This is a genomic window from Crossiella sp. NPDC003009 (assembly GCF_053591555.1).
The window spans coordinates 98,240-119,127 of sequence record NZ_JBSFUA010000017.1; the positions used below are offsets into that span (position 1 = coordinate 98,240).

Genomic DNA, 20,888 nt, shown 5'->3' on the forward strand with positions numbered 1-20,888 from the left:
GCGCACGGGTGGGTTCGCTCAGCCGGGGATCTCCACCCCGGGGTGGAGGGCGGCCGCGGTGGCGGTGCCGGTGAGGTCGGCGACCCGGCCCTGGAACAGGATCCGGCCGCCGTGCCTGCCCGGGCCGGGGCCGAGGTCGATCAGCCAGTCGGCGCGGCGGATCACGTCCAGGTTGTGTTCGATGACCAGCACGGTGTGGCCTTGTTCGACCAGGTCGTCCAGCACGGAGAGCAGGTTGTCGATATCGCTCAGGTGCAGGCCGGTGGTGGGTTCGTCCAGGACGTAGAGGGTGGGCTCGGTGGCCTCGCGCAGCTCCTTGGCGATCTTGACGCGCTGGCACTCACCACCGGAGAGGGTGGTCAGCGGCTGGCCGAGGCGGAGGTAGCCGAGGCCGACCTGGTCCAGGTGGCGCAGGGAGCTCGCGATCGCCGGGTCGGTGAGGCGGTGGATGGCCTCGGTGATGGTGAGCTCGTCGATATCGGCGATGGACAGTCCGTCCACCTTGTGCCGCAACACTTCCGGCGTGAAGCGGCGGCCGTGGCAGGTCTGGCAGACCGTCTCCTGGCCGTCCAGGAACGCGAGGTCGGTGTAGATCACGCCCAGGCCTGCGCAGTCGGGGCAGGCGCCCGCGGAGTTGGCGCTGAACAGGGTGGCGGGGACGTTGTTGGTGCGGGCGAACAGTTTCCGGATGGGGGTGGCGATGCCGGTGTAGGTGATGGGGGTGGAACGGCGGTTGGTGCTGACCGGTTTCTGGTCGATGACGATGGCCTGGTGCTGGGCCAGCAGCTCGGCGGCCAGGCTGGACTTGCCCGACCCGGCCACGCCGGTGAGCACGGTCAGCACGCCGGTGGGAATGTCGGCGGTGACGTTGTCCAGGTTGTTGCGGGTGGCGTTGGCGATGGTGAGGTGCCCGCGCGGGTTCCGGGGCTGGGTCTTGATCGGGCGCGGCCGGCGCAGCGCGGTCGCGGTGGGGGTGCTGGCCTGCTGGAGTTCGGCGAAGGTGCCTTGGAAGACCAGGGTTCCGCCGTGTTCGCCCGCGTGCGGGCCGATCTCGATGATCTGGTCCGCGATGGCCATCACCTCGGGGTCGTGCTCGACGACGAGGACGCTGTTCCCCTTGTCCCGCAACTGTTTGAGCAGGGTGGTCATCGCGGCCACGTCGTGCGGGTGCAGGCCGACGGTGGGTTCGTCGAAGACGTAGAGCATCTCGATCAGGCTGCTGCCCAGGTGTTTCACCGTCTTGATGCGCTGGGACTCACCGCCGGAGAGGGTGGTGGTGGCGCGGCCCAGGTGCAGGTAGCCGAGGCCGATGGTGACCATCGCGTCCAGGCGATCCCGCAACGCATCCAGAACGGGCCGCACCGTTGGATCGGTCAGTTCCGCCACCAGGTTGGCCAGTTCGCTGATCTCCATCCTGGCCAGCTCGCCGATGGTGTGGCCGCGCACGGTAGCGGTGCGGGCCGCCTTGTTCAGCCGGTCGCCGTGGCAGTCCGGGCACCGCGCGGCGCGGGTGAACCGGGCCAGCGTCTCCTTCTTGCGGTCGGAGAGGTCGTCGCTGGTGTGCAGGTGGATCCGCTCGAACCGCTCCACCACGCCCTCGTAGTCCTTGGGCGGCTTTGTCCCCAGCCGAGCGGCATGCTCGCCGCCGTAGAGCAGCGCGTCCCGCTCGGCCTGGCTCCACTCGCGCAACGGGGTGTGCACGTCGAAAGCGCCGATGTCGGCGTACTGGGAGTACCAGTAGCCGCCATTTCCGAAGCCGGGCAACAGGATCGCGCCCTCGGCCAGCGAGCGGTCCAGGTCGAGGAAGCGGTCCACCGCGCTGGCCACCACCTCGCCGAGGCCGGAGCAGGTCTCGCACATGCCTGCCTGGTCGTTGAAGGAGAAGTGGTTCGACTCGCCCACGTGCGGGGTGCTCAGCCGGGAGTACAGCAGGCGCAGGTAGGTCCAGGCGTCGGTGATCGTGCCCACCGTGGAGCGGGCGTTGCCGCCGAGGCGGCGCTGGTCGATCACCACCACCGGGGACAGGCCGTCGATCTGGCCGACCTCGGGCCTGGTCCACTTCGGCAGCCGGTTGCGGGTGAACGGCGGGAAGGTCTCGGTGAGCTGGAAACCGGCCTCGGCCGCGATCGTGTCGAACACCAGGGAGGACTTGCCGGAGCCGGACAGGCCGACGAACACCACCACCTGCCCGCGCGGCACGTCCACATCGAGCGACTTCAGGTTGTTGGTCCGGGCGTCCCGGATGCGGATGGTCGACATGGCCGCCACGCTAGGAGTAGATGTGGCCAGAAACTGACCGCGATTCACGGGAGAATGTCGGCATGGCGGATGTGTTGCACCGGATGCTCTCGCTGCTGGCCGAGCTCCAGACCGGCCGGGCGTTCACCGGCGAGGAGCTGGCCGCCCGGCTCGCGGTCGCCCCGCGCACGCTGCGCAGGGACGTGGATCGCCTGCGGAGCTACGGCTACCCGGTGGAGACCCAGCCGGGGCCGGGCGGCTACTACCGGCTGGCCGCCGGGCGGGCCATGCCGCCGCTGCTGCTGGACGACGACGAGGCCATCGCCACCCTGCTCGGCCTGGCCGCGCTGGCCGCCGTCGGCCAGGCCAGCGAGGGCAGCGTGGACGACGCGGCCACCCGCGCCTACGGCAAGGTCGACCAGTACCTGCCCAAGCGGCTGCGACCCCGCGCGGCAGCGTTGCGCGCCAGCCTGGAGACCACCGCCACGCCCGCGCCGAGCACCAGCGCCGAGACGATGAGCACGCTGGCCGAGGCCATCCACCACAACCACCTGGTGTCCTTCGGCTACACCGGCGCGAACGGAACCGCCAGCACCCGCCGGGTGGAGCCGCACCGCCAGCTGCACTTGCACCTGCGCTGGTACCTGCTGGCCTGGGACACCGACCGGGCGGACTGGCGGGTCTTCCGCATCGACCGCATCACCGAGCCGAGGGACCTGGGCCGGACCTTCACGCCCCGGCCGCTGCCCGCCGGCAGCGGGATTGACTATGTGCGCCAAGGCATGCAGCGGCAGCGGCAGCGCGTGGTGCTCACCGTCGACGCGCCGCTGGACGCGGTGGCGGATGCGTTCAAGTACCAGGACGTCGAGCTCAGCCCGCTCGCCGAGGGCACCAGAGCGGTGCTGTTCCTGGACTCCTGGCAGTGGCTGGTGCAGGGCCTGGCGTTCCTGGACGCGGACTTCACCATCCACGAACCGGCGGAGTTTCGCCAGGCCTGCCAACGGTTCGGCGCGCGGCTCAGGTGAGCGGTTTGCCGCCGGTGACCGCCAGCACCTCCCCGGTGATGTAGCTGGACTCCTGGGAGGCGAAGAACACGTAGGCCGGAGCCAGCTCGGCAGGCTGACCGGCGCGGCCCATCGGGGTGTCGCCGCCGAAGGAGTCCACCTTCTCCTCAGGCATGGTGGCCGGGATCAGCGGTGTCCAAATAGGACCGGGAGCCACCGCGTTGACCCGGATGCCTTGCTCGATCAGGTCACTGGACAGCGCCTTGGTGAAGGTGACGATGCCGCCCTTGGTGGTCGCGTAGTCCAGCAGCTCGGCGGAGGGCTGGGAGGCCTGGATGGAGGCGGTGTTGATGATGGCGCCGCCGGGTGGCATGTGCGGCACGGTGGCCTTGCACAGCCAGAACATCGCGTACAGGTTGGTCTTGAGCACCCGGTCGAACTGCTCGGTGCTGATGCCGAGGATGCCTTCGTCCTGGGACATCTGGTAGGCGGCGTTGTTGACCAGCACGTCGATCCGGCCGAACTCCTGCACCGCCCGAGCGACCAGGTGCCCGCAGTGCTCCTCGGACTGGATGTCCCCCGGCACGCACACCGCCTCGCGACCGGCCTCGCGCACCAGCTCGGCCGTGCTCTGCGCGTCCTCTTCCTCCTCCGGCAGGTAGGACAGCAGCAGGTCCGCGCCCTCGCGGGCGAAGGCGATGGCCACCGCGCGGCCGATGCCGGAGTCGCCGCCGGTGATCAGCGCCTTGCGGCCGGCCAGCCGGGCGCTGCCGCGGTAGGTGCGCTCGCCGTGGTCGGGTTCGGGGCCCATGGCCTCGCCGGTGCCGGGGTGCGACTGCTCCTGGCCCTGCTGCTGCCCTGGGCGCGGGTACTGGGTGCGCGGGTCCTGCTGGGTGTACTGGTCCTCGGCCATGCGGTGGTCTTACCCCGTGTTCAGCCGGCCAATCCCAGGTAGTCGCTCAGTTGGGTGGCCGCGCGCAGCATGGCCAGGCCCTGCGCGGTGAGCTTGCGCTGCCAGTCCTCCAGCGCCCCGGCCAGGCTGTCGGTGCCGCCCGCGGTGCGGATCTGGCGCACCACGGTGGCGATGTGCGCGAGGGGGTAGCCGCCGCGGCGGAGCAGGTGGGCCAGTTCGGCGTCGCGGCGGTCCTCGGCGGTGTAGACCCGGTAGCCGGTGGCCGGATCCCGTGCTGGGGTGAGGATTCCGGCCTGTTCCCAGTTGCGCACGGTGGCCGGGGTGACGCCGAGCTGGTGGGCGAGCTCGCCGATGCTGCGCGGCCCGGGTGACGGCGGAGCGGCGGGTTGCCCGGTCAGGTGGGCGACCGCTTCGCGCACCGCGGCCAGGGTTTCCTGGTCGCGCAGGGACTGGCTGTGGCCGCGGTGGATGGTCAGCAGCACCTCGTTGAGCTCGCCGTGGTGCACCGTGCGCATGATCTGGCCGCCGAGGGCGTGCCCGTAGGCGCCGACCAGGGCGAGGTAGGCGCGCAGCGCGGCGGCGTGCCGTTGCGTGTAGATCCGGTAGCCGCTGGCGGTGCGCTCGGCGGGCGGCAGGAAGCCGTCGCGCTCGTAGTTGCGTACCGCCTGGGTGGACAGGCCGTGCTCCCGCGCGAGGTCGGCTGGTCGTAGGGTTCTCACCGGTTTGAGACTTTACCGCAGCAGCTCCGAGGCCAGCGCGCTGGAAGTTTCAACCGGTCTTTCAAAGTTACGATTGAGACCCATGAGTCAGGACATTAGAGACTTCGTGACCACTGCCGAGCTGGTGGCGCTGGGCGAGCCGACGCACCAGGAACCGGCCTTCGGGTATCTGCGCAACGAGCTCTTCGCCCAGCTGGCCGCGCACGGCTTCCGCTCGATCGCGCTGGAGACCTGCCGGGTGGCCGCCCTCGCGGTCAACGACTTCGTCCAGGAGGGCGTCGGCACCCTCGATTCGGTGCTGGCGGAGGGCTTCACGCACAACTTCGGCGAACTGGCGGCCAACCGGGAGCTGGTGGCCTGGATGCGCGAGTACAACGAGGGCAGGCCGCCCGCGGACCGGCTGGCCTTCCACGGCTTCGACGCCGCGATGGAGACCTTCAGCGTGCCCAGCCCCCGGCGCTTCCTCGAGCACGCCCGCGACTACCTGGGCCTCGACCTCGACTTCGCCGGTCTGCTGGGCGCGGACGAGCAGTGGAGCGACACCGCGGCGGTGATGGATCCGGACCAGTCGCCGGGGGCCACCGACGAGGCGGCGCGGGCGCGGGTGCTCGGCGACGAGCTGCTCACCATGCTGGACCAGTGCGCCCCGGGGTTGATCGCGAGGACCTCGCGGGCGGCCTGGGTGCGGGCGCGCGTCCACCTCACCGCCGGTCTGGACCTGCTGCGCTACCACTACCTGGCCGCGCAGCAGATCGAGTCCAACGAGCGGTGGGGCCGGCTGAGCGCCACCAGGGACACCTTCATGGCGCGCAACATCCTGGACATCCGCGGCCTGGAGGCGCGGCGCGGCGGGACCCTGCTCGGCGCGCACAACCTGCACCTGCAGACCCGCCAGAGCCACCTGGCCATGGGGCCGTTGAACATTTCCTGGCTGTCCGCGGGCGCGATGGTGGCCGCGCTGACCCAGGAGCGCTACACCTTCGTGGCCGGGAGCCTGGGCCGCAGCGCCAAGATCGGCCTTGGCGAGCCGCATCCGGACACCTACGAGGCCGAGCTGCAGGAGCGGTTCGCCACCTGGGGCCTGACCAAGGCCGAGGCGATCGCACCGGCGGAGGTCCGCACCGACATGACGCCGCAGCAAGGCTACTTCCCGCTGGATGAGTTCAACCTGGGCGGCGCCGCCGCGGTGCTGCACATCAGCGACGGCGCCGCGGTCGGGTCATAGCGTCGGCACCACCATCGGGGTGCCGGTCACCGGGTCCGGCACCACGATGCTGGGCAGGTCGAAGACCTCCTTGAGCAGCGCGCTGTCCACCACCTCGGCCGGGGCGCCCTCGGCGACCACCCTGCCCTCCTTCATCGCCACCAGGTGGTCGGCGTAGCGGCAGGCCTGGTTGATGTCGTGCAGCACCGCCACGATGGTCCGGCCTTCCTCCCGCAGCCGGGCCAGCAGGGTGAGCAGCTGGTACTGGTGGGTGATGTCCAGGAAGGACGTGGGCTCGTCCAGCAGCAGGTAGGGCGTCTGCTGGGCGAGCACCAGGGCCACCCACACCCGCTGCCGCTGGCCGCCGGAGAGCTCGTGCACACCCCGTTCGGCCAGCTCGGCCACCCCGGCGGCGGCCATCGCCTCCGCGACCGCCCGATCGTCCTCTCTGGACCAGGTGGACAGCAGGGACTGGTGCGGGAAGCGGCCCCGGCCGACCAGCTGGCGGACCTTGATGTTCTCCGGGGTCACCGGGTCCTGCGGCAGGAAGCCGAGCGAGCGGGCCAGCGCCTTGGCCGGGTAGGCGCCCACCTCGCGGTCGTCCAGGCGCACCGCGCCCCCGGCCGGGCGGAGCAGCCGGACGAAGGCGCGCAGCAGGGTGGACTTGCCGCAGGCGTTGGGGCCCACGATGGCGGTGAACTTCCCGTCCGGGATGTCCAGGTCCAGCCGGGTGGAGACCACCCGCTCGCCGTAGCGAAGGGTGAGTTCCCGTGCGTGCAGGCGTGCGGTCACGCGCGCCTCACCTCCCTGGTGAGCAGCCAGATCAAGTAGCAGCCGCCGATCGCGCTGCTGAGCACGCCGACCGGCAGCGCGACCGGGGCGAGCAGCAGCTGGGCGAGCAGGTCCGCGCCGAGCAGCAGCACCGCGCCGGTCAGCGCGGCGGGCAGCAGCGGCACGCCGGGCGAGCGGGCCAGCCTGCGGCCGATCTGCGGGGCGGCCAGCGCGATGAACACGATCGGCCCGGCCACCGCGGACACCGTGGCCGTGCAGCCGACGCCGATGAGCACCACCAGCAGCCGCAGCCGGGACACCCCGACCCCGGTGGTGGCCGCCAGGTCCGCGCCCAAAGCGTGCTGCTGCAAGGCATGGGACTGGGTGGCCAGCACCGCGACCAGCACCGCGACCACCGCGAACGGCAGCCACACCTGCGGCCAGCCGATGCCGTTGAGCGAACCGGCGTGCCAGCCGACCGCGGCGATGGCCACCTCCAGCTCGGCGCGCAGCACGATCCAGGAGTTCAGCGCCGCCGCCATCGCGTTCATCGCCACGCCGATCACCACCAGCCGCAGCCCGGACAGCCCGCCGCGGCTGGCCAGCAGGTAGATCAGCCCGGCCACCAGCAGCGCGCCGCAGACCGCGCTCACCGCGCGCTGCGCCGAGGTGCCGGCCAGCACGGTGATCGCGAACAGCGCGCCGGTGTAGGCGCCGCTGTCCAGGCCGAGCACGTCCGGGCTGCCCATCGGGTTGCGGGTGATGTTCTGGAAGATCGCCCCGGCCAGGCCGAGCGCGGCCCCGAACACCAGTGCCGCCAGCACTCTCGGCAGCCGCCAGTCCCTGATGACCACGATGGAGTCGCCCGTTCCGGCCAAGGCGGCGAACACCTGGGCCGGGCTGGACCAGGACGCGCCGAGGCACAGCCCGAGCAGGCCGAGGCCGAGCATCGCCACGACCAGCGCGAGCACCACCACCAGGGTCCGGCGCTCGATGCGGATGCTCTTCCCGCCGCGCGGCAGGGCGAAGGTCACCGGGCCGCTCACAACGAGTCCGCCCCGTAGCGCCGGACCGCCCAGATCAGCACCGGGCCGCCCAGGAAGGCGGTCACGATGGCCACCGGCACCTCGCCGGTGACCAGCAGCACCCGGGACAGGGTGTCCGCGACGAGCAGCAGCACCGGGCCGAGCACCATGGTGTGCCCGAGCAGCCAGGGGATCGAGCCGTCGGCCAGCCGCCGGGCCAGGTGCGGCACCATCAGGCCGACGAAGATGATCGGCCCAGCGACCGCGGTGGCCGCGCCGACCAGCACGGTGATCAGCACCAGCGCGAGCAGCCGGACCCTGGCCACCCGCACGCCGAGCGCGTGCGCCACCGTCTCGCCGAGGGTGACCGCGCCGAGCGAGCGGCTCAGCAGCAGGGTGCCGAGCAGCGCGATGCCGATGGCCGCCATGGGCAGCGCCAGCGAGAGCCGCTCCCGGCCGGCCAGCGAGCCGACCGACCAGAACCGGTACTGGTCCAGCACTTCCGGTGACATCAGCCGCAGGCCGAGGGAGACGCCGGTGAGCACCGCGGTCAGCGCCACCCCGGTGAGCACCAGCCGCAGTGGCGAGCGGTGCCCGACCGAGTAGACCACCAGCGCGGCCAGCACCGCGCCGAGCATGGCCAGCCCGAGTTGCTCGCCCTGGGAAGCGGCCAGGCCGAGCGCGGAGCCGATGGTGATGGCGAACCCCGCGCCCGCGGTGACGCCGAGGATGCCGGGCTCGGCCAGCGGGTTGCGGGACAGGGTCTGGATCACCGCGCCCGCGGTGGCCAGCGCCGCGCCCACCCCGATGGCCAGCAGTGCGCGCGGCACCCGGATGTCCCAGACGATCAGGTGGTCGCTGGATCCGTTGTAGGACACCAGCGCGCGCACCACCTCGGCGGGTGCGACCGGATTGGCGCCGACGCCGATGCTGACCACCACGGCCAGCACGAGCAGCGCCAGCGCACCGGCCAGCACCCAGAGCTGCCGAGCCATCACCCGGCCAGCAGCGGCGCGAACGCGGTGTCGATCGCGCCCAGGGTGGTCAGCGCCGAGGAGTAGGTGGCGGCCTCGGTGTAGCGGAACGGGAAGGTCTTGCCCGCCTTGACCGCGGGCAGGTTCTTCCACAGCTCGGAGTCCAGCACGTACTGCACCGGCGCGGGCACCGAGCCGTCCGGCTTGACCGAGTAGGTGATCGCGTCGGCCTCGGCGTAGGCGGCGGTCAGCTCCTCGATGGAGGAGTACTCGGCGACGGCCTTGGAGCCGCTGCCCTTCTGTTTCACCTCGCCGTAGTAGTTCGCGCCGATGTCCTGGGCGATGTTGGTGCCCCAGGAGCCGTTGAACTCGTGGTGGAACTGGCCCTTGGCGACCTCGCCGTAGGCGCCGAGGTGGCCGAGCTTGAGCTTGGGCAGCACGGCCTGGTACTTGGCTTTCAGCTCGGCGGCCTTGGCGTCGTACTTGTTCTTGGCGTCGTCGAACTTGGCCGAGACCCCGGCCGCGTCGGCCTGGCGACGGGAGAGCTCACGCCAGGCCGAGGGCACGGTCGGGCCGATCGCGACCACCGGGGCCACGGTCTTGAGCCGGGCCACGTCGATGTCGCCCAGCACCGGCGCGGGCACGCCGATCACGATCAGGTCGGGCTGGGCGTTGGCGATGGCCTCGTAGTTGGTCTCCTTGGCCTGCTCGCCGGCGACCTTCTTCAGACCCTCGTAGGTCTTGCGGTCCTCCGGGGTCATCAGCGGCAGGCCGCGGGCCCAGGTGGAGATGCCCACCAGCGGCGCGCCGGCCTCGATCAGCGCCGGGACCGCGTAACCGGTGGCGATCACCCGCTGCGGCTTGGCCGGGATGGTGATGTCGCCGTTGTCGGCCTTGACCACCCTGGTGCCACCGGCGTTCTCCTTGCCTGCCTCACCCGAGCCGCAGCCGGTGACCGCGAGCGCCAGGGTGAGGGTGAGCGCGCCGAGCAGGCGCAGGGGACGGCGGGCGGACATCAGCGTTCCTCGTTTCCGGCGGCGGCGGTGTGCTCGTGCTCGTGGTCTTCGTCGAAGTCGGCCTCGCCGCGCTTCCAGTAGCCGGTGATGTCGTGCTCGCCCTTGCCCAGTCCCAGATCCTTGACCCAGCGGCGCAGCGGCTTGATCTCCCCGGCCTCCCCGGCGACCCAGACGTGGATCCGCTCGCCCTCGGGTAGGGTGACCTGCTGGACGGCGGGCGCGAGCAGTCCGGCGGTGCCCGGCGGCAGCGCGCCCCGGTGCAGCCAGCGCACCTCGAAGCCCTCGGGCGCGGCGAGGTCGATCTCCTCGGTGGCGTCGGCGACCTCGATGAAGGCCCAGCCCTTCGCGGTGCGCGGCAGCTCCTCCAGCCAGCGGGCGATCGCGGGCAGCGCGGTGAGGTCCCCGGCGAGCAGGTAGCGGTCGAAGGTGTGCGGCACGATCCGGCCGCCGGGCGGACCGGCCACGTGCACCGGCTCGCCCGGCTGGACCGTGCGGGCCCAGTCCGCGCCGAGGCCGCCCTCGTGCAGGGCGATGTCCAGCTCGAGCTCGCCGGTGGCCGGGTCGTAGCGGCGCACGGTGTACTCGCGGGAGGTCGGCGCGGGCCGGGGCCAGCGCAGCATGTCGCCGTTGGGCTCGGGCAGGCGCAGCGAGCCGTCCGGCTCCGGGAAGATCAGCTTCACGTGCTCGTCCGGCGCGTGCGCCTCGAAGCCCTCGGTGCCAGGACCGCCCAGGGTCACCCGGACCAGGCCCGCGCCGACCGGGCGGACCGCGCGCACCTCGGCCTGCCGGATGCGGATCGGGTAGGGCACCTTCTCCGCGCTGGTTCCGGCCCTGACCTCGGCGATCCGCTCGCGGTGCCGATGTCGATGATCTACTTTTTCCACTGCGAACTCCCCAGTTACCAGGGCGGCGGCCCTGACCCGACCTTCGCAGCATAGGTTAGCCTCGCCTAATTGAGCGGAAGCGGGGGCGGTCTAGACCACCCCCGCCCCTCCCCCACTCTCAGCCGGTCACCCTCTCCAGCTCGTCCAGGTAGCCCTGCCAGCCCGCGGTGGTCGCCTCCAGGTACTCCTCCGGCAGCGGCCCTACCTGGGTGAACTGCACGTTCGTGCCGCCCTCGACCTCGGTCAGCGCGACCGTGATCAGCGCGTGCGGGCCGGATCCGTCCGCCTGGTCGGTCAGGGTCAGCACCACGCGGCGCTCTGGCACCAGCTCGACGAACTCGCCGGAGAAGGTCATCTCCTGGCCCTCGTAGACCAGCACGCCGCGCCACTTGCCGCCGGGCCGAGCGTCCAGGGTGGTGCGCTCGGGGTCGGTGCCGTACCACTGCGTGAACAGCTCGACGTCGGTCCACGCCTGGTAGATGCGCGCCCTGGTGCCGGGCAGCACACGGTTGATCTCGATCCGGGTTTCCGTTGTGGTTTCAGCCATGGCCACAGCCTGTCCACTCCGGACCGGACCGGGCAGAGCGCGAAATCACCGGAGCCGTGTGACATCCGCATCTGGTCACTGACAAGTTCCGGCGGGCACGATCGGCGGCTGTGAACCGCGCCGGTCGTTTACCGTGCACGCGTGCCGGACTCCCTCGACGTGCCCCCGCGCTGGCTGCTCGCCGCCCGGATCGGGCTGGTCGCGTTCCTGGCGCACATCCCGCTGATGTCCCTGGTGCGCCTGGAACTGACGCCGGTCGAACCGGGCCACACCGCGCAGGCGGCGGTGGCCACCCTGTTGTTCCTGCCGCCCGCCTGCGTGCTGCTCTACGCCGCGACCGGCGGGCGGCGGCCCCGGCACGCCGGGCTGCTGCTCGGCTACGTCGCGCTGGTGGTGCTCGGCGCGACCGCGGTGATCGGGCTGGACTGGCTGACCTCCTACTACCTGCTGATCACCCTGGTGCTGGTGGTGCTCCGGCCGCCGTGGTCGCTGCTGGCCGCCGCGCTGCTGGCCGCGTCGCTGGTAGCGCTGCCGCTGGCCATGGGCCGCCCGGACCACGTGCTGTTCTTCGGCCTCGGCGGCCCGATGATCGGGCTCAGCGCGGCGGTGCTGATCTGGCTGCTGGTGGCGGTGGTCCGGCTGCGGGACAGCAGGGCGGAGCTGGCCGCCGAGGCGGTGCTGGCCGAACGGGCCAGGGCGGGCGCGGAGATCACCGAGTCGCTGGGCGCGCCGCTGGCCCGGCTGGCCGAGGGCGCGGCCGCGGCCACTCGGCTCCTCGGCGCGGACACCCCCGGCGCGGCGGTGCGCATCCGCGAGCTCGCCGGGGTGTCCCGGCAGTCGCTGGCCGGGGCCAGGCGGCTGGTCAGCCGGTACCGGCGCGGCCCGCTGCGCGCGGAGCTGGACACCGCGGTCGCGCTGCTGGCCGCGGCCGGCATCCCGGCCCGGCTGGAGCTGCCCGACGGCCCGCTGCCCGAACCCGAGGAGGCGGAGCTGGTCCGGCTGCGCGTGGAACTGGCCGCGGTGCTGGCCGGGCCGCCGATCGCCGAGTGCGTGATCACGGTGCGCGCCAACGGTTCGCTGGCGGTGACCGGATGATCCCGGTCCGCTACCTGCGGGTGCTGGTGATCGCGGTGCACGTCATCCTGCTCTCCATCGGCCCGCTGTTCGTCACCTTCGGCGCCCGGCACGAACCGCCGCAGGGCGCGGGCACCGGCCTGCTCTTCGGCGCGGCGATCCTGGCCCTGCAACTGCGGCACAGCCTGGCCGTGATGCGCGGCGAGACGCCCAGGCACGGGAAGTGGACCTTCGCGCTGCTGGTGGTGCTGGTCGCGGTGCCGCAGCTGTGGTTCACCTGGACCTGGGGGCTCAACGTGAACCAGGCGGTGGCCGCCTCCGCGCTGATGGTGTTGCGCAGGCGGGCCGCGCTGGCCTGGTTCGCGCTCGTCGTGCTGGGCGGGCTCGGCTGGTGGGTCTACTACGCGCTCAGCGTCGGCCAGCCGCTGGCACTGTTCCAGTCGGTGCAGGGGGTGGCCACCGCGGTCGGCTTCTCACTGACCCTCTACGGCGGCGCCAGGGTGGTGCGGATCATGGACGAGCTGGCCGCCAACCGCCGCGAGCTGGCCGAGCTGGCGGTCAACCGGGAACGGCTGCGCATCTCCCGCGACCTGCACGACCTGCTGGGGCAGAGCATGTCCGCGTTCTCGCTCAAGGGCGACCTCGCGCTGCGCCTGCTCACCACCGACCCCCCGGCCGCGCGGGCCGAGGTGGCCGGGATGGCGGAGGTGGCCGGTGCCGCGCTGCGCAGCCTGCGCGAGATCAGCCAGGGCGAGCACACGCCGACCTTCGCCGGGGAGCTGGCCGCGGCCGAGTCGCTGTTGCGCGCGGCGGGCATCCGGCCGCACCTCGACGTGCTGCCACCGGCCGAGCACGAGGAGGTGCTGGCCTGGACCCTGCGCGAGGCGGTCACCAACCTGGTGCGGCACAGCCACGCCACCGCCGCGACCATCACCGTCCGCCCCGGCCGCCTTGAGGTGGTCAACGACGGCGCGGACTCCCCCGGCCCGGACGGCAACGGCCTCACCGGCCTGCGCCAGCGCGCCCGCGCCCACGGCGGGCAGCTGCGCGTGGACTGCCGGGACGGCGAGTACCGGCTCGTGCTCGAACTACCCGTGGAGGCCCCGTGATCCGCATCCTGATCGCCGAGGACATGCACCTCATCCGGGGCGCGCTGGCCGCGCTGCTGACCATGGAGGCCGACTTCACCGTGGTCGCCCAGCTGGACCGGGGAGACGAAATCCTCGCCGCGGCAAGGGAATCGAGCCCGGACGTGGCGGTGCTGGACATCGACCTGCCCGGCATGGACGGCCTGAGCGCGGCCGAGCTGCTGCACCGCGAGCTGCCGGACTGCCGCACGCTCATCCTCACCGGCCTGAGCCAGCCGGGAAACCTGTTGCGCGCCTTGACCGCCGGGGTGCGCGGGTTCATCGTCAAGGACGCACCGGCCCAGCACCTGGCCGACGGGATCCGCCGGGTGCACCGGGGTGAGCGGGTGCTGGACCCGGACCTGGTGGCCGCCGCGCTGGAAACCGGGGCCAGCCCGCTGACCGCGCGCGAGACCGAGGTGCTGCGCACCGCGGTCAGCGGCGACTCCACCGAGGAGATCGGCCGCACCCTGTCGCTGTCCCCGGCCACGGTGCGCAACTACCTGTCCAACGCGATCAGCAAGGTGGGGGCGCGCAACCGCATCGACGCCATCCGGATCGCCAGGGACGCGGGGTGGATCTGAGCCGGGTGAACCGCCTCAGTCTTCGAGCCAGGTGCGCAGCGCCCACCACGTGTGCACCGTGGTGAGCACGTGTGAGCGCCCGGCGGGCGGGGCCTCGCTGAGGTCAAGGTCGGTCAGCTCGGCCAGCCGGTCCAGCCGGTAGCGCACGGTGTTGGCGTGGATGTGCAGGGCGGCGGCCGTGGCGGTCAGCCTGCGGCCGTGGTCCAGGTAGCACAACGCGGTGGCGGCGATCTCCTGGTGGAAGGTGCTGTGCGCGTCCAGGGGCCGCAGCAGCTCCTCGGCCAGGGTCCGCGCCAGCACCGGGTAGGCGGCCAGCGCGGTCTCCGCGGCCAGGTCGGTGAGCAGCCGCACGCCCCCGTTGCCGGCCGCGACCGCCAGCGCCCGCACGCACATCGGGTAGACCTCGCGCAGCGCGGTCAGCGCGGTGGCGGGCGCGGCCACCAGCAGCGGTCCGTCGTCCGCGGGCCAGGACGGCGGCTGCTGGGCCAGCCCGGCCAGCCTTCCCTCGACCAGCCCGTAGACACCGCCGAAGGCGAGCAGACGCTGTTCCAGCGCCCTGGCGCGGCTGGGATCGGTGACATCGGAGACCACGCAGTGGTAGCGCTCGGCAGGCCGCAGCCCGGCCCGGTCCAGCTCGGCCGGGTCGGGGAAGTCGCCGTCCGGCACCAGCAACCGCCGCAGCACCTGGGTGTTCAGGTCGCGGGCGGTGCGGGACAACTGGAGCTCGGCGGTGTGATAGCCGCTGATGATGTTGCGCTCCACCGCGCCGATGTAGTGGTCCAGGTCCACCACGAAGTCCAGGATGGTCGCGTCGTCGGCTCCGGTGCCGCGGGCCAGCTCCACGCTGGCCCTGATCAGCTCGGTGCGACCGGCGTGCACCCCGCGCAGCAGGCCGCCGATGGACACGCCCTGCGCGGCGCGGTCCGCGCCCAGCGCCTGCGCCGCGCTGAACTCCCCTTCCTCGTGCGGGTCGCCGCGCTCCAGGTGCGCGATGCCCTCGGCGAGCAGGGTGGCGATGTGCCGCCGGTTCTCCTCCTCCGGCAGCCGGGCCACCTCGGGGGAATGGGCGCGCGCGGCCGCGGTCACCCTGGCCACCACCTTGTCGTCGGCGGCGGCGATCGTGGCCAGCGCCCGCAGCACCGCCTCGGTCATCCCGGCAGGCACGGCACCTCCGAAAGTCGTTGTGGCGAGCACACAACGGGATCTGCGGCGTTTGGCCGGACGGCCCTACCTCCGCCCCGGCCGCAACTGGTTACCTGTGGTCACGCGAGCGTAACAGCGCGCGTCGACACCCCCTTCGACGAGGAAAGGTGTGTTCAGCGTGCTCCCCTCCCCAGAGGACACCGCCCCAGAGGACACCGGCGCCGGGTTCAGCAGGCGCACCCTGCTGACCGCGGGCAGCGCGCTCGCTGTCGGCGGCACTCTCGGTGCAGGCCAAGCCAATGCCGTGGCCGGACCCAGTGCGGACGCCGACGTGATCGTGGTCGGCGCGGGCCTGGCCGGGCTGGTCGCGACCGCCGAACTGGCCGCCGCGGGCAAGCGGGTCCTGTTGCTGGACCAGGAACCCGAGGCGAGCCTGGGCGGTCAGGCGTTCTGGTCCCTCGGCGGGCTGTTCTTCGTCGACTCCGCCGAGCAGCGGCTGGCCGGGATCAAGGACTCCCTGGAGCTGGCCCGCAACGACTGGTACACCACCGCGGGCTTCGACCGGGACGTGAGCAACCCGCTCGGCGAGGACCACTGGGCGGCCAAGTGGGCTGACGCCTATCTGGAGTTCGCCGCCGGGGAGAAGCGGAACTGGTTGTACGGCCTCGGAGTCCGGTGGGTGCCGATCGTCGGCTGGGCCGAGCGCGGCGGGATGCTGGCCGACGGGCCGGGCAACTCGGTGCCCCGCTTCCACCTGACCCTGGGCACCGGGCCGGGGGTGATGGAGCCGTTCGAGAAGCTGGTGCGCGACCAGCACGCCAAGGGCAAGGTCTACTTCCGCTTCCGCCACCAGGTGGACGGGCTGATCCGCGAGGGCGGCGCGGTCACCGGCGTGCGCGGCAGCGTGCTGCAGGCCAGCAACGCGGCCCGCGGCACCCCCAGCTCCCGGGTCAAGGTCGGCGACTTCGAGCTGCGCGCGCCGATGGTCATCGTCACCTCCGGCGGCATCGGCGGCAACCAGGACCTGGTGCGGCGGCACTGGCCGAGCCGCCTCGGCAAGCCGCCGGTCCGCATGATCACCGGCGTGCCCGCGCACGTGGACGGCCGGATGCTCGGCATCAGCGAGCAGGCGGGCGCGCGGATCGTCAACCGCGACCGGATGTGGCACTACACCGAGGGCATGGCCAACCACACCCCGATCTGGCCGCAGCACGGGATCCGGGTGCTGGCCGCGCCGTCCTCGCTGTGGGTGGACGCCACCGGAGCGCGCTTCCCCGCTCCCGGCATGCCCAGCTACGACACCCTCGGCACGCTGGAGCTGATCAAGCGCTCCGGGCACGACTACTCCTGGTTCGTGCTGAACAAGCGGATCATCGACAAGGAGTTCGTGCTTTCCGGCTCCGAGCAGAACCCGGAGCTGACCGCCAAGAACCTGGTCGCCTACCTGGCCAGCCGGTTGCTCAACAGCACCCCGCCGCCGGTGAAGGCGTTCATGGACAAGGGCGAGGACTTCGTCATCGCCACCGGGCTGCCCGAGCTGGTCGCCGGGATGAACCGGCTCACCGGGAACAACCTGATCAACCTGGACCGGCTGCGCAGGCAGATCGCCTTGCGGGACCAGCAGGTGGACAACCCGTTCACCAAGGACAGCCAGATCATGGGCATCCGCAACTCGCTGGCCTACTCCGGGGACAGCCTGGCCCGCACCGTGCCGCTGCACAAGATCCTCGACCCGGCGGCGGGCCCGCTGATCGCGATCCGGATGAACATCCTCACCCGCAAGACCCTCGGCGGCCTGCAGACCGACCTCTCCGGCCGGGTGCTCGGCGCCAACGGCCAGCCCATCCCCGGCCTGTACGCCGCGGGCGAGGTCGCCGGGTTCGGCGGCGGCGGGGTGCACGGGTACCGGGCGCTGGAAGGCACGTTCCTCGGCGGCTGCCTGTTCTCCGGCAGGCAGGCCGGGCGCGCCGCGGCCAGGGAGGGCTGAGACGCGGGCTGGGATGTCAGGAGAGTCGCCGGACATCCCAGCCCCAGTCCACGATCTGCTCCCGTCCGTCGACCTCGCCCAGCACGAACAGCTCCTGCCCGAGCGGGTTGCCGGCCATGGTGACCTCGATGCGGGAGCTGAAGTCGGGCATGATCGCCGACCGGTACTCCAGCACCTCGACCCGGGCCCGGAGGACCGCGCGCTGCTCCTCGGTGAGCCTTGCGGTCAGCCGCGCCACCGCTTTCTCGCAGCCGGGCACGTTGAGCCGGTCCTGGAGCTTGGCCAGCGCGGCTCCGGTGAGCACCCGGCAGGCCGCCGCCGGATCGCCGGAGCCCACCGCGCGGAAGTACGCGTGCACGGTGGCGCCCAGGCCCTGGAGGTGGTGGTCGCAGCCGCGGAAGATCAGCACCGCCGCGGTGAGCACGACCAGCACCGCCAGTGCCCGCTTCATGACTGGAGGGCGGCGAGGATGACCACCTCGGACTCGTCCTGGGCGAGGTAGCGCACCCGCACCACCGCTCCGGGCTGCACCTGCGCCACCAGGCTCGGCTCCAGCGCCTTCTCCTGGTCGAGGTCGAAGGTGCTGCCGTCGGGCCGGGTCACCCGCAGCCGCAGCGCGACCACCGCGCGGTCGCCGCGGAGCTCGCCGGTGGGCGCCATGGTCAGCACCACGGCCCGGCTTTCCACGCCCTGCTGGGAGATCAGCAGCTGCCGCGGGGTGATCAGGCCCTTGGCCAGGCGGATCTGGTCGAGCGCGTGCTGGAGCTCCTGCGGCGGCGCGTCGGTGGCCAGCGCCACCTGGCCGGTGCCGGGCAGGTAGCGCACCGGCAGCAGGCGGCCGGGCTGCACGGCGGCGATGTCGGTCAGGTCGACCAGCTGCTTGGCCTCGGCGCGGAAGGTGTTGCCCTGCAAGGTGTCCACGTCCATGGTGATCAGCAGCTGCGGCTGGTCGTTGACGGACAACCCGGTGCGGGACACCGAGACCACCGTGCCCATGCCGATCGGCGCGCCGTGGAAGGCGGCCGGGACCTTGCCACCGAAACCGGAGTTCTCCAGCAGCTTGGCGATCCGGAACAGCATGGGGGCGACAAAAATCGCGCAGATCGGCCCCGCCAGGAAGCCGTTGAGCCAGGGCACCGGGCCGGTGCCGGTGAGGCCCTCCTGGATGTAGAGCGCGGTGACGACGAGGCCGACGAGGGTGACGAGCCAGGCGATGATCTTCATGGGAATGTCCTTCCGATTCAGGGGTTGCCGAAGAAGTCGAGGCGGCCGAACTCGGCCACGGTGATCCGGCCGTCGAGGCCGACCACGAACAGCCCTTCGCCGGTGTCGTGGTCGCCGGCGCGGACGTAGAGCAGGGTGCGGTGCTCGGGGCTGGTCAGCGCGCGGGCCTGGCCGCCGCCCACCGGCAGGGTCGCGGTGACCTGGCCGGTCTCCAGGGACACCACGCTCAGCGCGCGGTCCCTGGCGTTGACGTCCTTGTTGTGGTGCACCACCACAAATCCGGCTGACCCGCCCGCGGCGGCGTCGGGGCGGGGCCCGGTGGGGAAGCCCTCCGGCTCGGCCTCGCCGGGCGGCGGGGTGAGCGGCAGCTGGGCCTCGTGGAAGACGGTCTCGCCGACCGCTCCGGTGCGGCCGTCGGGGCTGCGGCGCACCAGGGTGCGGCCGGGTGCGGCCCCGCGAGCGCGCAACTGCACGATCTCCCGGCCGGGCAGCAGGGCTTCGGTGGCCGAGGCGGTGGTGGCACTGGTGCTGGATCGCTGGGCGCTGAGCTTGCCCGCCCAGGCCGCGGCCACCTCCGGCGCGGCGGGGGTCGCGGTGGCGGCGTCCAGCGCGATGGTGCGCAGGCTGCCGTCGGCGTCCACGGCCACCAGCGCCCGGTGCCGCCGGTCGTAGCCGTAGGCGGACCGCGAGTGCACCGGCCGGGACAGCCCGGGGACCAGGCCGCCGCGAACCTCGATCTTGCCACTGCCAAGATCCAGGATCACCAGGCCCTCGTCCGTGCTGACGTAGGCCATCCGTTCCCCGGCGGCGAGCACCCGGACCGGCCAGCTCAGCCGGTCGGAGAGCTGCACGTCCCACAGCGCGCGTCCGGTGGCCAGCTCCACCGCGGCCAGCCGCGCCTGGAACATGTCCTGGGTGATCATCTGGACCAGGCCCCGCTTGCCGGAACGCTGGTAGGGCACCAGGGCGACCTCGGCGCCGCCCACGGTGGCGAAACCCGCGCCCGGCTTCAAGGTCACATCCGGTTCCGGGGAGACCAGGTAAGAGAAGCCGAAGACCATGAACAACACGAACGCCAGCGGTGCCGCCACCACCACCCGCGGCAACTGGAACCGCAGCGGGCTGCGGGGCTTGCGGCGCACCTCGTAGGGGCCGGGCTCCGCCCACACGTAACCGGTCTGGCTGGGGTCCTTCATCGGGCTGCTCCTCTCGACATGGGAGAAGCCTCTGGCGGGACCCGCGCCTACCGATCACAACTTCGGGCCCGGCGTTCACTCGACCGGGTAGGCAAGATCAGCAGTTCAGGCGGTCCTGACCTGCTACGACCGGGCGCGCGGGCCCGTGCCCTGCCAGGTTTGCTCTCGCCGGCCCACCTGGAGCCCGGCGGCTGGGAAGGGGATTGCATGCGTAAGACAGCGAGCGTTGTGGCAGTCGGGCTGATGGCGGTCACGGGCGGGGTCCTGATGGCCGCGCCCGCGCAGGCTGCGGGGTCCGGGATCGAGGGCACCGCGCCGTCCTGCGTCACCTTGAAGCAGTGGCGCACCGGCAACACCGCCCACGCGAAGGCGACCAACACCTGCTCCAGCACCCAGCGAGTGCGGATGATCTGGGCCTGGGCGGCCGACGGCGGCTGCATCTCGGTCCCGCGCGGCCACGAGTTCACCGAGACCCGTGGCGCGGCCGCCGTGCCGCCCCGGCCCAAGGTCTCCGAGCTGCGTTCCTGCTGATCGGCCCGCTGCGGTGGGGCCACCCCGGTCGCCAGGGGTGGCCCGCCCGGAACTGCCGGTGGAACCAAGGCAACCGGCGTCCGCCCCAGAGCGTGTTCACGCCATGAGGGGAACGATGGACGCGAAAATTCTGGGGATTTGCGTACTGGGGGCATTGTTCGGGACGACGGCCTGTTCTGGGGAAGCGCCGCCCGCACCGACGCCGTCGACCACCACGGTGACCGTCAGTCCGACGATCGCGGCTCCTGCCGCGCCGGAGGCCAACGCGGTCGCCTGGTTCGACGGATTGTGCGGCGCGGTGCACGGCTACCGGCTCGCCAACAACGAGCACCGGAGCAAGAACAAGTCCGGCATCACGGTGACCAAGAAGTGGCTGAGCGGGGAGCTCGGCAGGCTCGCCGAGGTGGCGGGCAAGACGGTCGAGCAGCTGAACGCGCTGGCCACCTCGCCGGTCCCGGACGGTGACGCGGCGAAGAAGACCTTCGTGGACAAGTTCGCCGCGGCCAGGGACGCCGCGGCGGAGGGCAAGAAGAAGCTGGACGCCGGCGGCGCGCAGGACCCCGCGCTCAAGGCGTTGCGTGCGGTGCAGGACCACACCAGCGAGGCGTTCGACCCGCTGCGTCCGCTCAAGCTGGAGACGCACGAGCTGAGGTTGGCCTCGGCGCGTGCCAAGGCCTGCCAGCCCACCTCGTAACGAACCGGCGGTGTGCGGCCCGCGACCCTGATC

At 72.2% G+C, this 20,888-nt stretch carries 21 protein-coding genes; 8 read left to right on the forward strand and 13 right to left on the reverse strand.

From position 1 onward, the window contains the following. Window positions 1–18: 18 nt before the first annotated feature. The gene (locus ACWDY5_RS19960) at window positions 19–2,259 is read right to left on the reverse strand and encodes an ATP-binding cassette domain-containing protein (protein ID WP_449723676.1); all 2,241 of its coding nucleotides are present in this window, start codon (window positions 2,257–2,259) and stop codon (window positions 19–21) included. A gap of 62 nt (window positions 2,260–2,321) precedes the next feature. Between ACWDY5_RS19960 and ACWDY5_RS19965 the strand changes: the two genes are divergently transcribed. Further along, window positions 2,322–3,263 carry a helix-turn-helix transcriptional regulator gene (locus ACWDY5_RS19965; protein ID WP_449723677.1) on the forward strand — a complete coding sequence of 314 codons (942 nt, stop codon included), beginning with the start codon at window positions 2,322–2,324 and terminating at the stop codon, window positions 3,261–3,263. Here ACWDY5_RS19965 and ACWDY5_RS19970 read toward each other — a convergent pair. Together ACWDY5_RS19970 and ACWDY5_RS19975 are read right to left on the reverse strand one after the other, a co-directional pair. Then, window positions 3,256–4,155 carry an SDR family oxidoreductase gene (locus tag ACWDY5_RS19970; RefSeq protein WP_449723678.1) on the reverse strand — a complete coding sequence of 300 codons (900 nt, stop codon included), beginning with the start codon at window positions 4,153–4,155 and terminating at the stop codon, window positions 3,256–3,258. The two genes, ACWDY5_RS19965 and ACWDY5_RS19970, sit on opposite strands and share 8 nt — an antisense overlap. A gap of 20 nt (window positions 4,156–4,175) precedes the next feature. Next, complete coding sequence (locus tag ACWDY5_RS19975) at window positions 4,176–4,874, reverse strand: TioE family transcriptional regulator (protein WP_449723679.1); 699 nt, start codon at window positions 4,872–4,874, stop codon at window positions 4,176–4,178. Between the two features lie 82 nt (window positions 4,875–4,956). Between ACWDY5_RS19975 and ACWDY5_RS19980 the strand changes: the two genes are divergently transcribed. After that, the gene (locus ACWDY5_RS19980) at window positions 4,957–6,099 is read left to right on the forward strand and encodes an erythromycin esterase family protein (RefSeq protein WP_449723680.1); all 1,143 of its coding nucleotides are present in this window, start codon (window positions 4,957–4,959) and stop codon (window positions 6,097–6,099) included. Here the strand turns inward: ACWDY5_RS19980 and ACWDY5_RS19985 are convergent. The 6 genes from ACWDY5_RS19985 to ACWDY5_RS20010 all read right to left on the reverse strand — a co-directional run bounded on the left by ACWDY5_RS19985 (window position 6,094) and on the right by ACWDY5_RS20010 (window position 11,295). Then, window positions 6,094–6,870, reverse strand: a complete 777-nt coding sequence (locus ACWDY5_RS19985; RefSeq protein WP_449723681.1) for an ABC transporter ATP-binding protein — start codon at window positions 6,868–6,870, stop codon at window positions 6,094–6,096. The genes ACWDY5_RS19980 and ACWDY5_RS19985 overlap by 6 nt on opposite strands. Next, window positions 6,867–7,895, reverse strand: a complete 1,029-nt coding sequence (locus ACWDY5_RS19990) for a FecCD family ABC transporter permease (RefSeq protein ID WP_449723682.1) — start codon at window positions 7,893–7,895, stop codon at window positions 6,867–6,869. The genes ACWDY5_RS19985 and ACWDY5_RS19990 overlap by 4 nt, the downstream gene beginning before the upstream one ends. Continuing rightward, window positions 7,892–8,869, reverse strand: coding sequence for a FecCD family ABC transporter permease (locus ACWDY5_RS19995; protein ID WP_449723683.1), 978 nt, complete (start codon window positions 8,867–8,869; stop codon window positions 7,892–7,894). The genes ACWDY5_RS19990 and ACWDY5_RS19995 overlap by 4 nt, the downstream gene beginning before the upstream one ends. After that, a complete protein-coding gene (locus tag ACWDY5_RS20000; protein ID WP_449723684.1) occupies window positions 8,869–9,864 on the reverse strand; it encodes an ABC transporter substrate-binding protein in 996 nt (331 codons plus the stop codon). Before ACWDY5_RS20000 ends, ACWDY5_RS19995 begins: the two co-directional genes overlap by 1 nt. Continuing rightward, the gene (locus ACWDY5_RS20005) at window positions 9,864–10,748 is read right to left on the reverse strand and encodes a siderophore-interacting protein (protein WP_449723685.1); all 885 of its coding nucleotides are present in this window, start codon (window positions 10,746–10,748) and stop codon (window positions 9,864–9,866) included. Before ACWDY5_RS20005 ends, ACWDY5_RS20000 begins: the two co-directional genes overlap by 1 nt. Before the next feature lie 118 nt (window positions 10,749–10,866). Continuing rightward, window positions 10,867–11,295 (reverse strand): SRPBCC family protein, encoded by a 429-nt coding sequence (locus ACWDY5_RS20010; RefSeq protein WP_449723686.1) that lies wholly within the window; start codon window positions 11,293–11,295, stop codon window positions 10,867–10,869. 141 nt (window positions 11,296–11,436) lie between these two features. On the opposite strand from ACWDY5_RS20010, the gene ACWDY5_RS20015 reads away from it, so the two are divergent. From ACWDY5_RS20015 to ACWDY5_RS20025, 3 genes are read left to right on the forward strand one after another with little or no spacing between them, the layout of a single operon-like run. Next, window positions 11,437–12,390, forward strand: coding sequence for a hypothetical protein (locus ACWDY5_RS20015; protein WP_449723687.1), 954 nt, complete (start codon window positions 11,437–11,439; stop codon window positions 12,388–12,390). After that, the gene (locus ACWDY5_RS20020; protein WP_449723688.1) at window positions 12,387–13,478 is read left to right on the forward strand and encodes a sensor histidine kinase; all 1,092 of its coding nucleotides are present in this window, start codon (window positions 12,387–12,389) and stop codon (window positions 13,476–13,478) included. The genes ACWDY5_RS20015 and ACWDY5_RS20020 overlap by 4 nt, the downstream gene beginning before the upstream one ends. After that, window positions 13,475–14,080, forward strand: a complete 606-nt coding sequence (locus ACWDY5_RS20025) for a response regulator transcription factor (RefSeq protein ID WP_449723689.1) — start codon at window positions 13,475–13,477, stop codon at window positions 14,078–14,080. Before ACWDY5_RS20020 ends, ACWDY5_RS20025 begins: the two co-directional genes overlap by 4 nt. Before the next feature lie 15 nt (window positions 14,081–14,095). On the opposite strand, the gene ACWDY5_RS20030 is transcribed toward ACWDY5_RS20025, so the two are convergent. Further along, a complete protein-coding gene (locus ACWDY5_RS20030; RefSeq protein WP_449723690.1) occupies window positions 14,096–15,244 on the reverse strand; it encodes a PucR family transcriptional regulator in 1,149 nt (382 codons plus the stop codon). Window positions 15,245–15,554: 310 nt separating this feature from the next. On the opposite strand from ACWDY5_RS20030, the gene ACWDY5_RS20035 reads away from it, so the two are divergent. After that, a complete protein-coding gene (locus tag ACWDY5_RS20035; protein ID WP_449723714.1) occupies window positions 15,555–17,210 on the forward strand; it encodes an FAD-binding dehydrogenase in 1,656 nt (551 codons plus the stop codon). A 16-nt stretch (window positions 17,211–17,226) separates the two neighbouring features. Here ACWDY5_RS20035 and ACWDY5_RS20040 read toward each other — a convergent pair whose 3' ends face one another. From ACWDY5_RS20040 to ACWDY5_RS20050, 3 genes are read right to left on the reverse strand one after another with little or no spacing between them, the layout of a single operon-like run. Next, the gene (locus tag ACWDY5_RS20040; protein ID WP_449723691.1) at window positions 17,227–17,661 is read right to left on the reverse strand and encodes a hypothetical protein; all 435 of its coding nucleotides are present in this window, start codon (window positions 17,659–17,661) and stop codon (window positions 17,227–17,229) included. Continuing rightward, entirely contained in the window at window positions 17,658–18,434 is a 777-nt protein-coding gene (locus ACWDY5_RS20045; protein WP_449723692.1) for a hypothetical protein, read from the reverse strand. Before ACWDY5_RS20045 ends, ACWDY5_RS20040 begins: the two co-directional genes overlap by 4 nt. A gap of 17 nt (window positions 18,435–18,451) precedes the next feature. Continuing rightward, on the reverse strand, window positions 18,452–19,630 hold the full coding sequence (locus ACWDY5_RS20050; protein WP_449723693.1) for a PA2928 family protein: 1,179 nt from the start codon (window positions 19,628–19,630) through the stop codon (window positions 18,452–18,454). Between the two features lie 207 nt (window positions 19,631–19,837). On the opposite strand from ACWDY5_RS20050, the gene ACWDY5_RS20055 reads away from it, so the two are divergent. Then, window positions 19,838–20,161 (forward strand): hypothetical protein, encoded by a 324-nt coding sequence (locus ACWDY5_RS20055; protein ID WP_449723694.1) that lies wholly within the window; start codon window positions 19,838–19,840, stop codon window positions 20,159–20,161. Between the two features lie 217 nt (window positions 20,162–20,378). After that, window positions 20,379–20,855, forward strand: coding sequence for a hypothetical protein (locus tag ACWDY5_RS20060; protein WP_449723695.1), 477 nt, complete (start codon window positions 20,379–20,381; stop codon window positions 20,853–20,855). Window positions 20,856–20,888 lie beyond the last annotated feature (33 nt).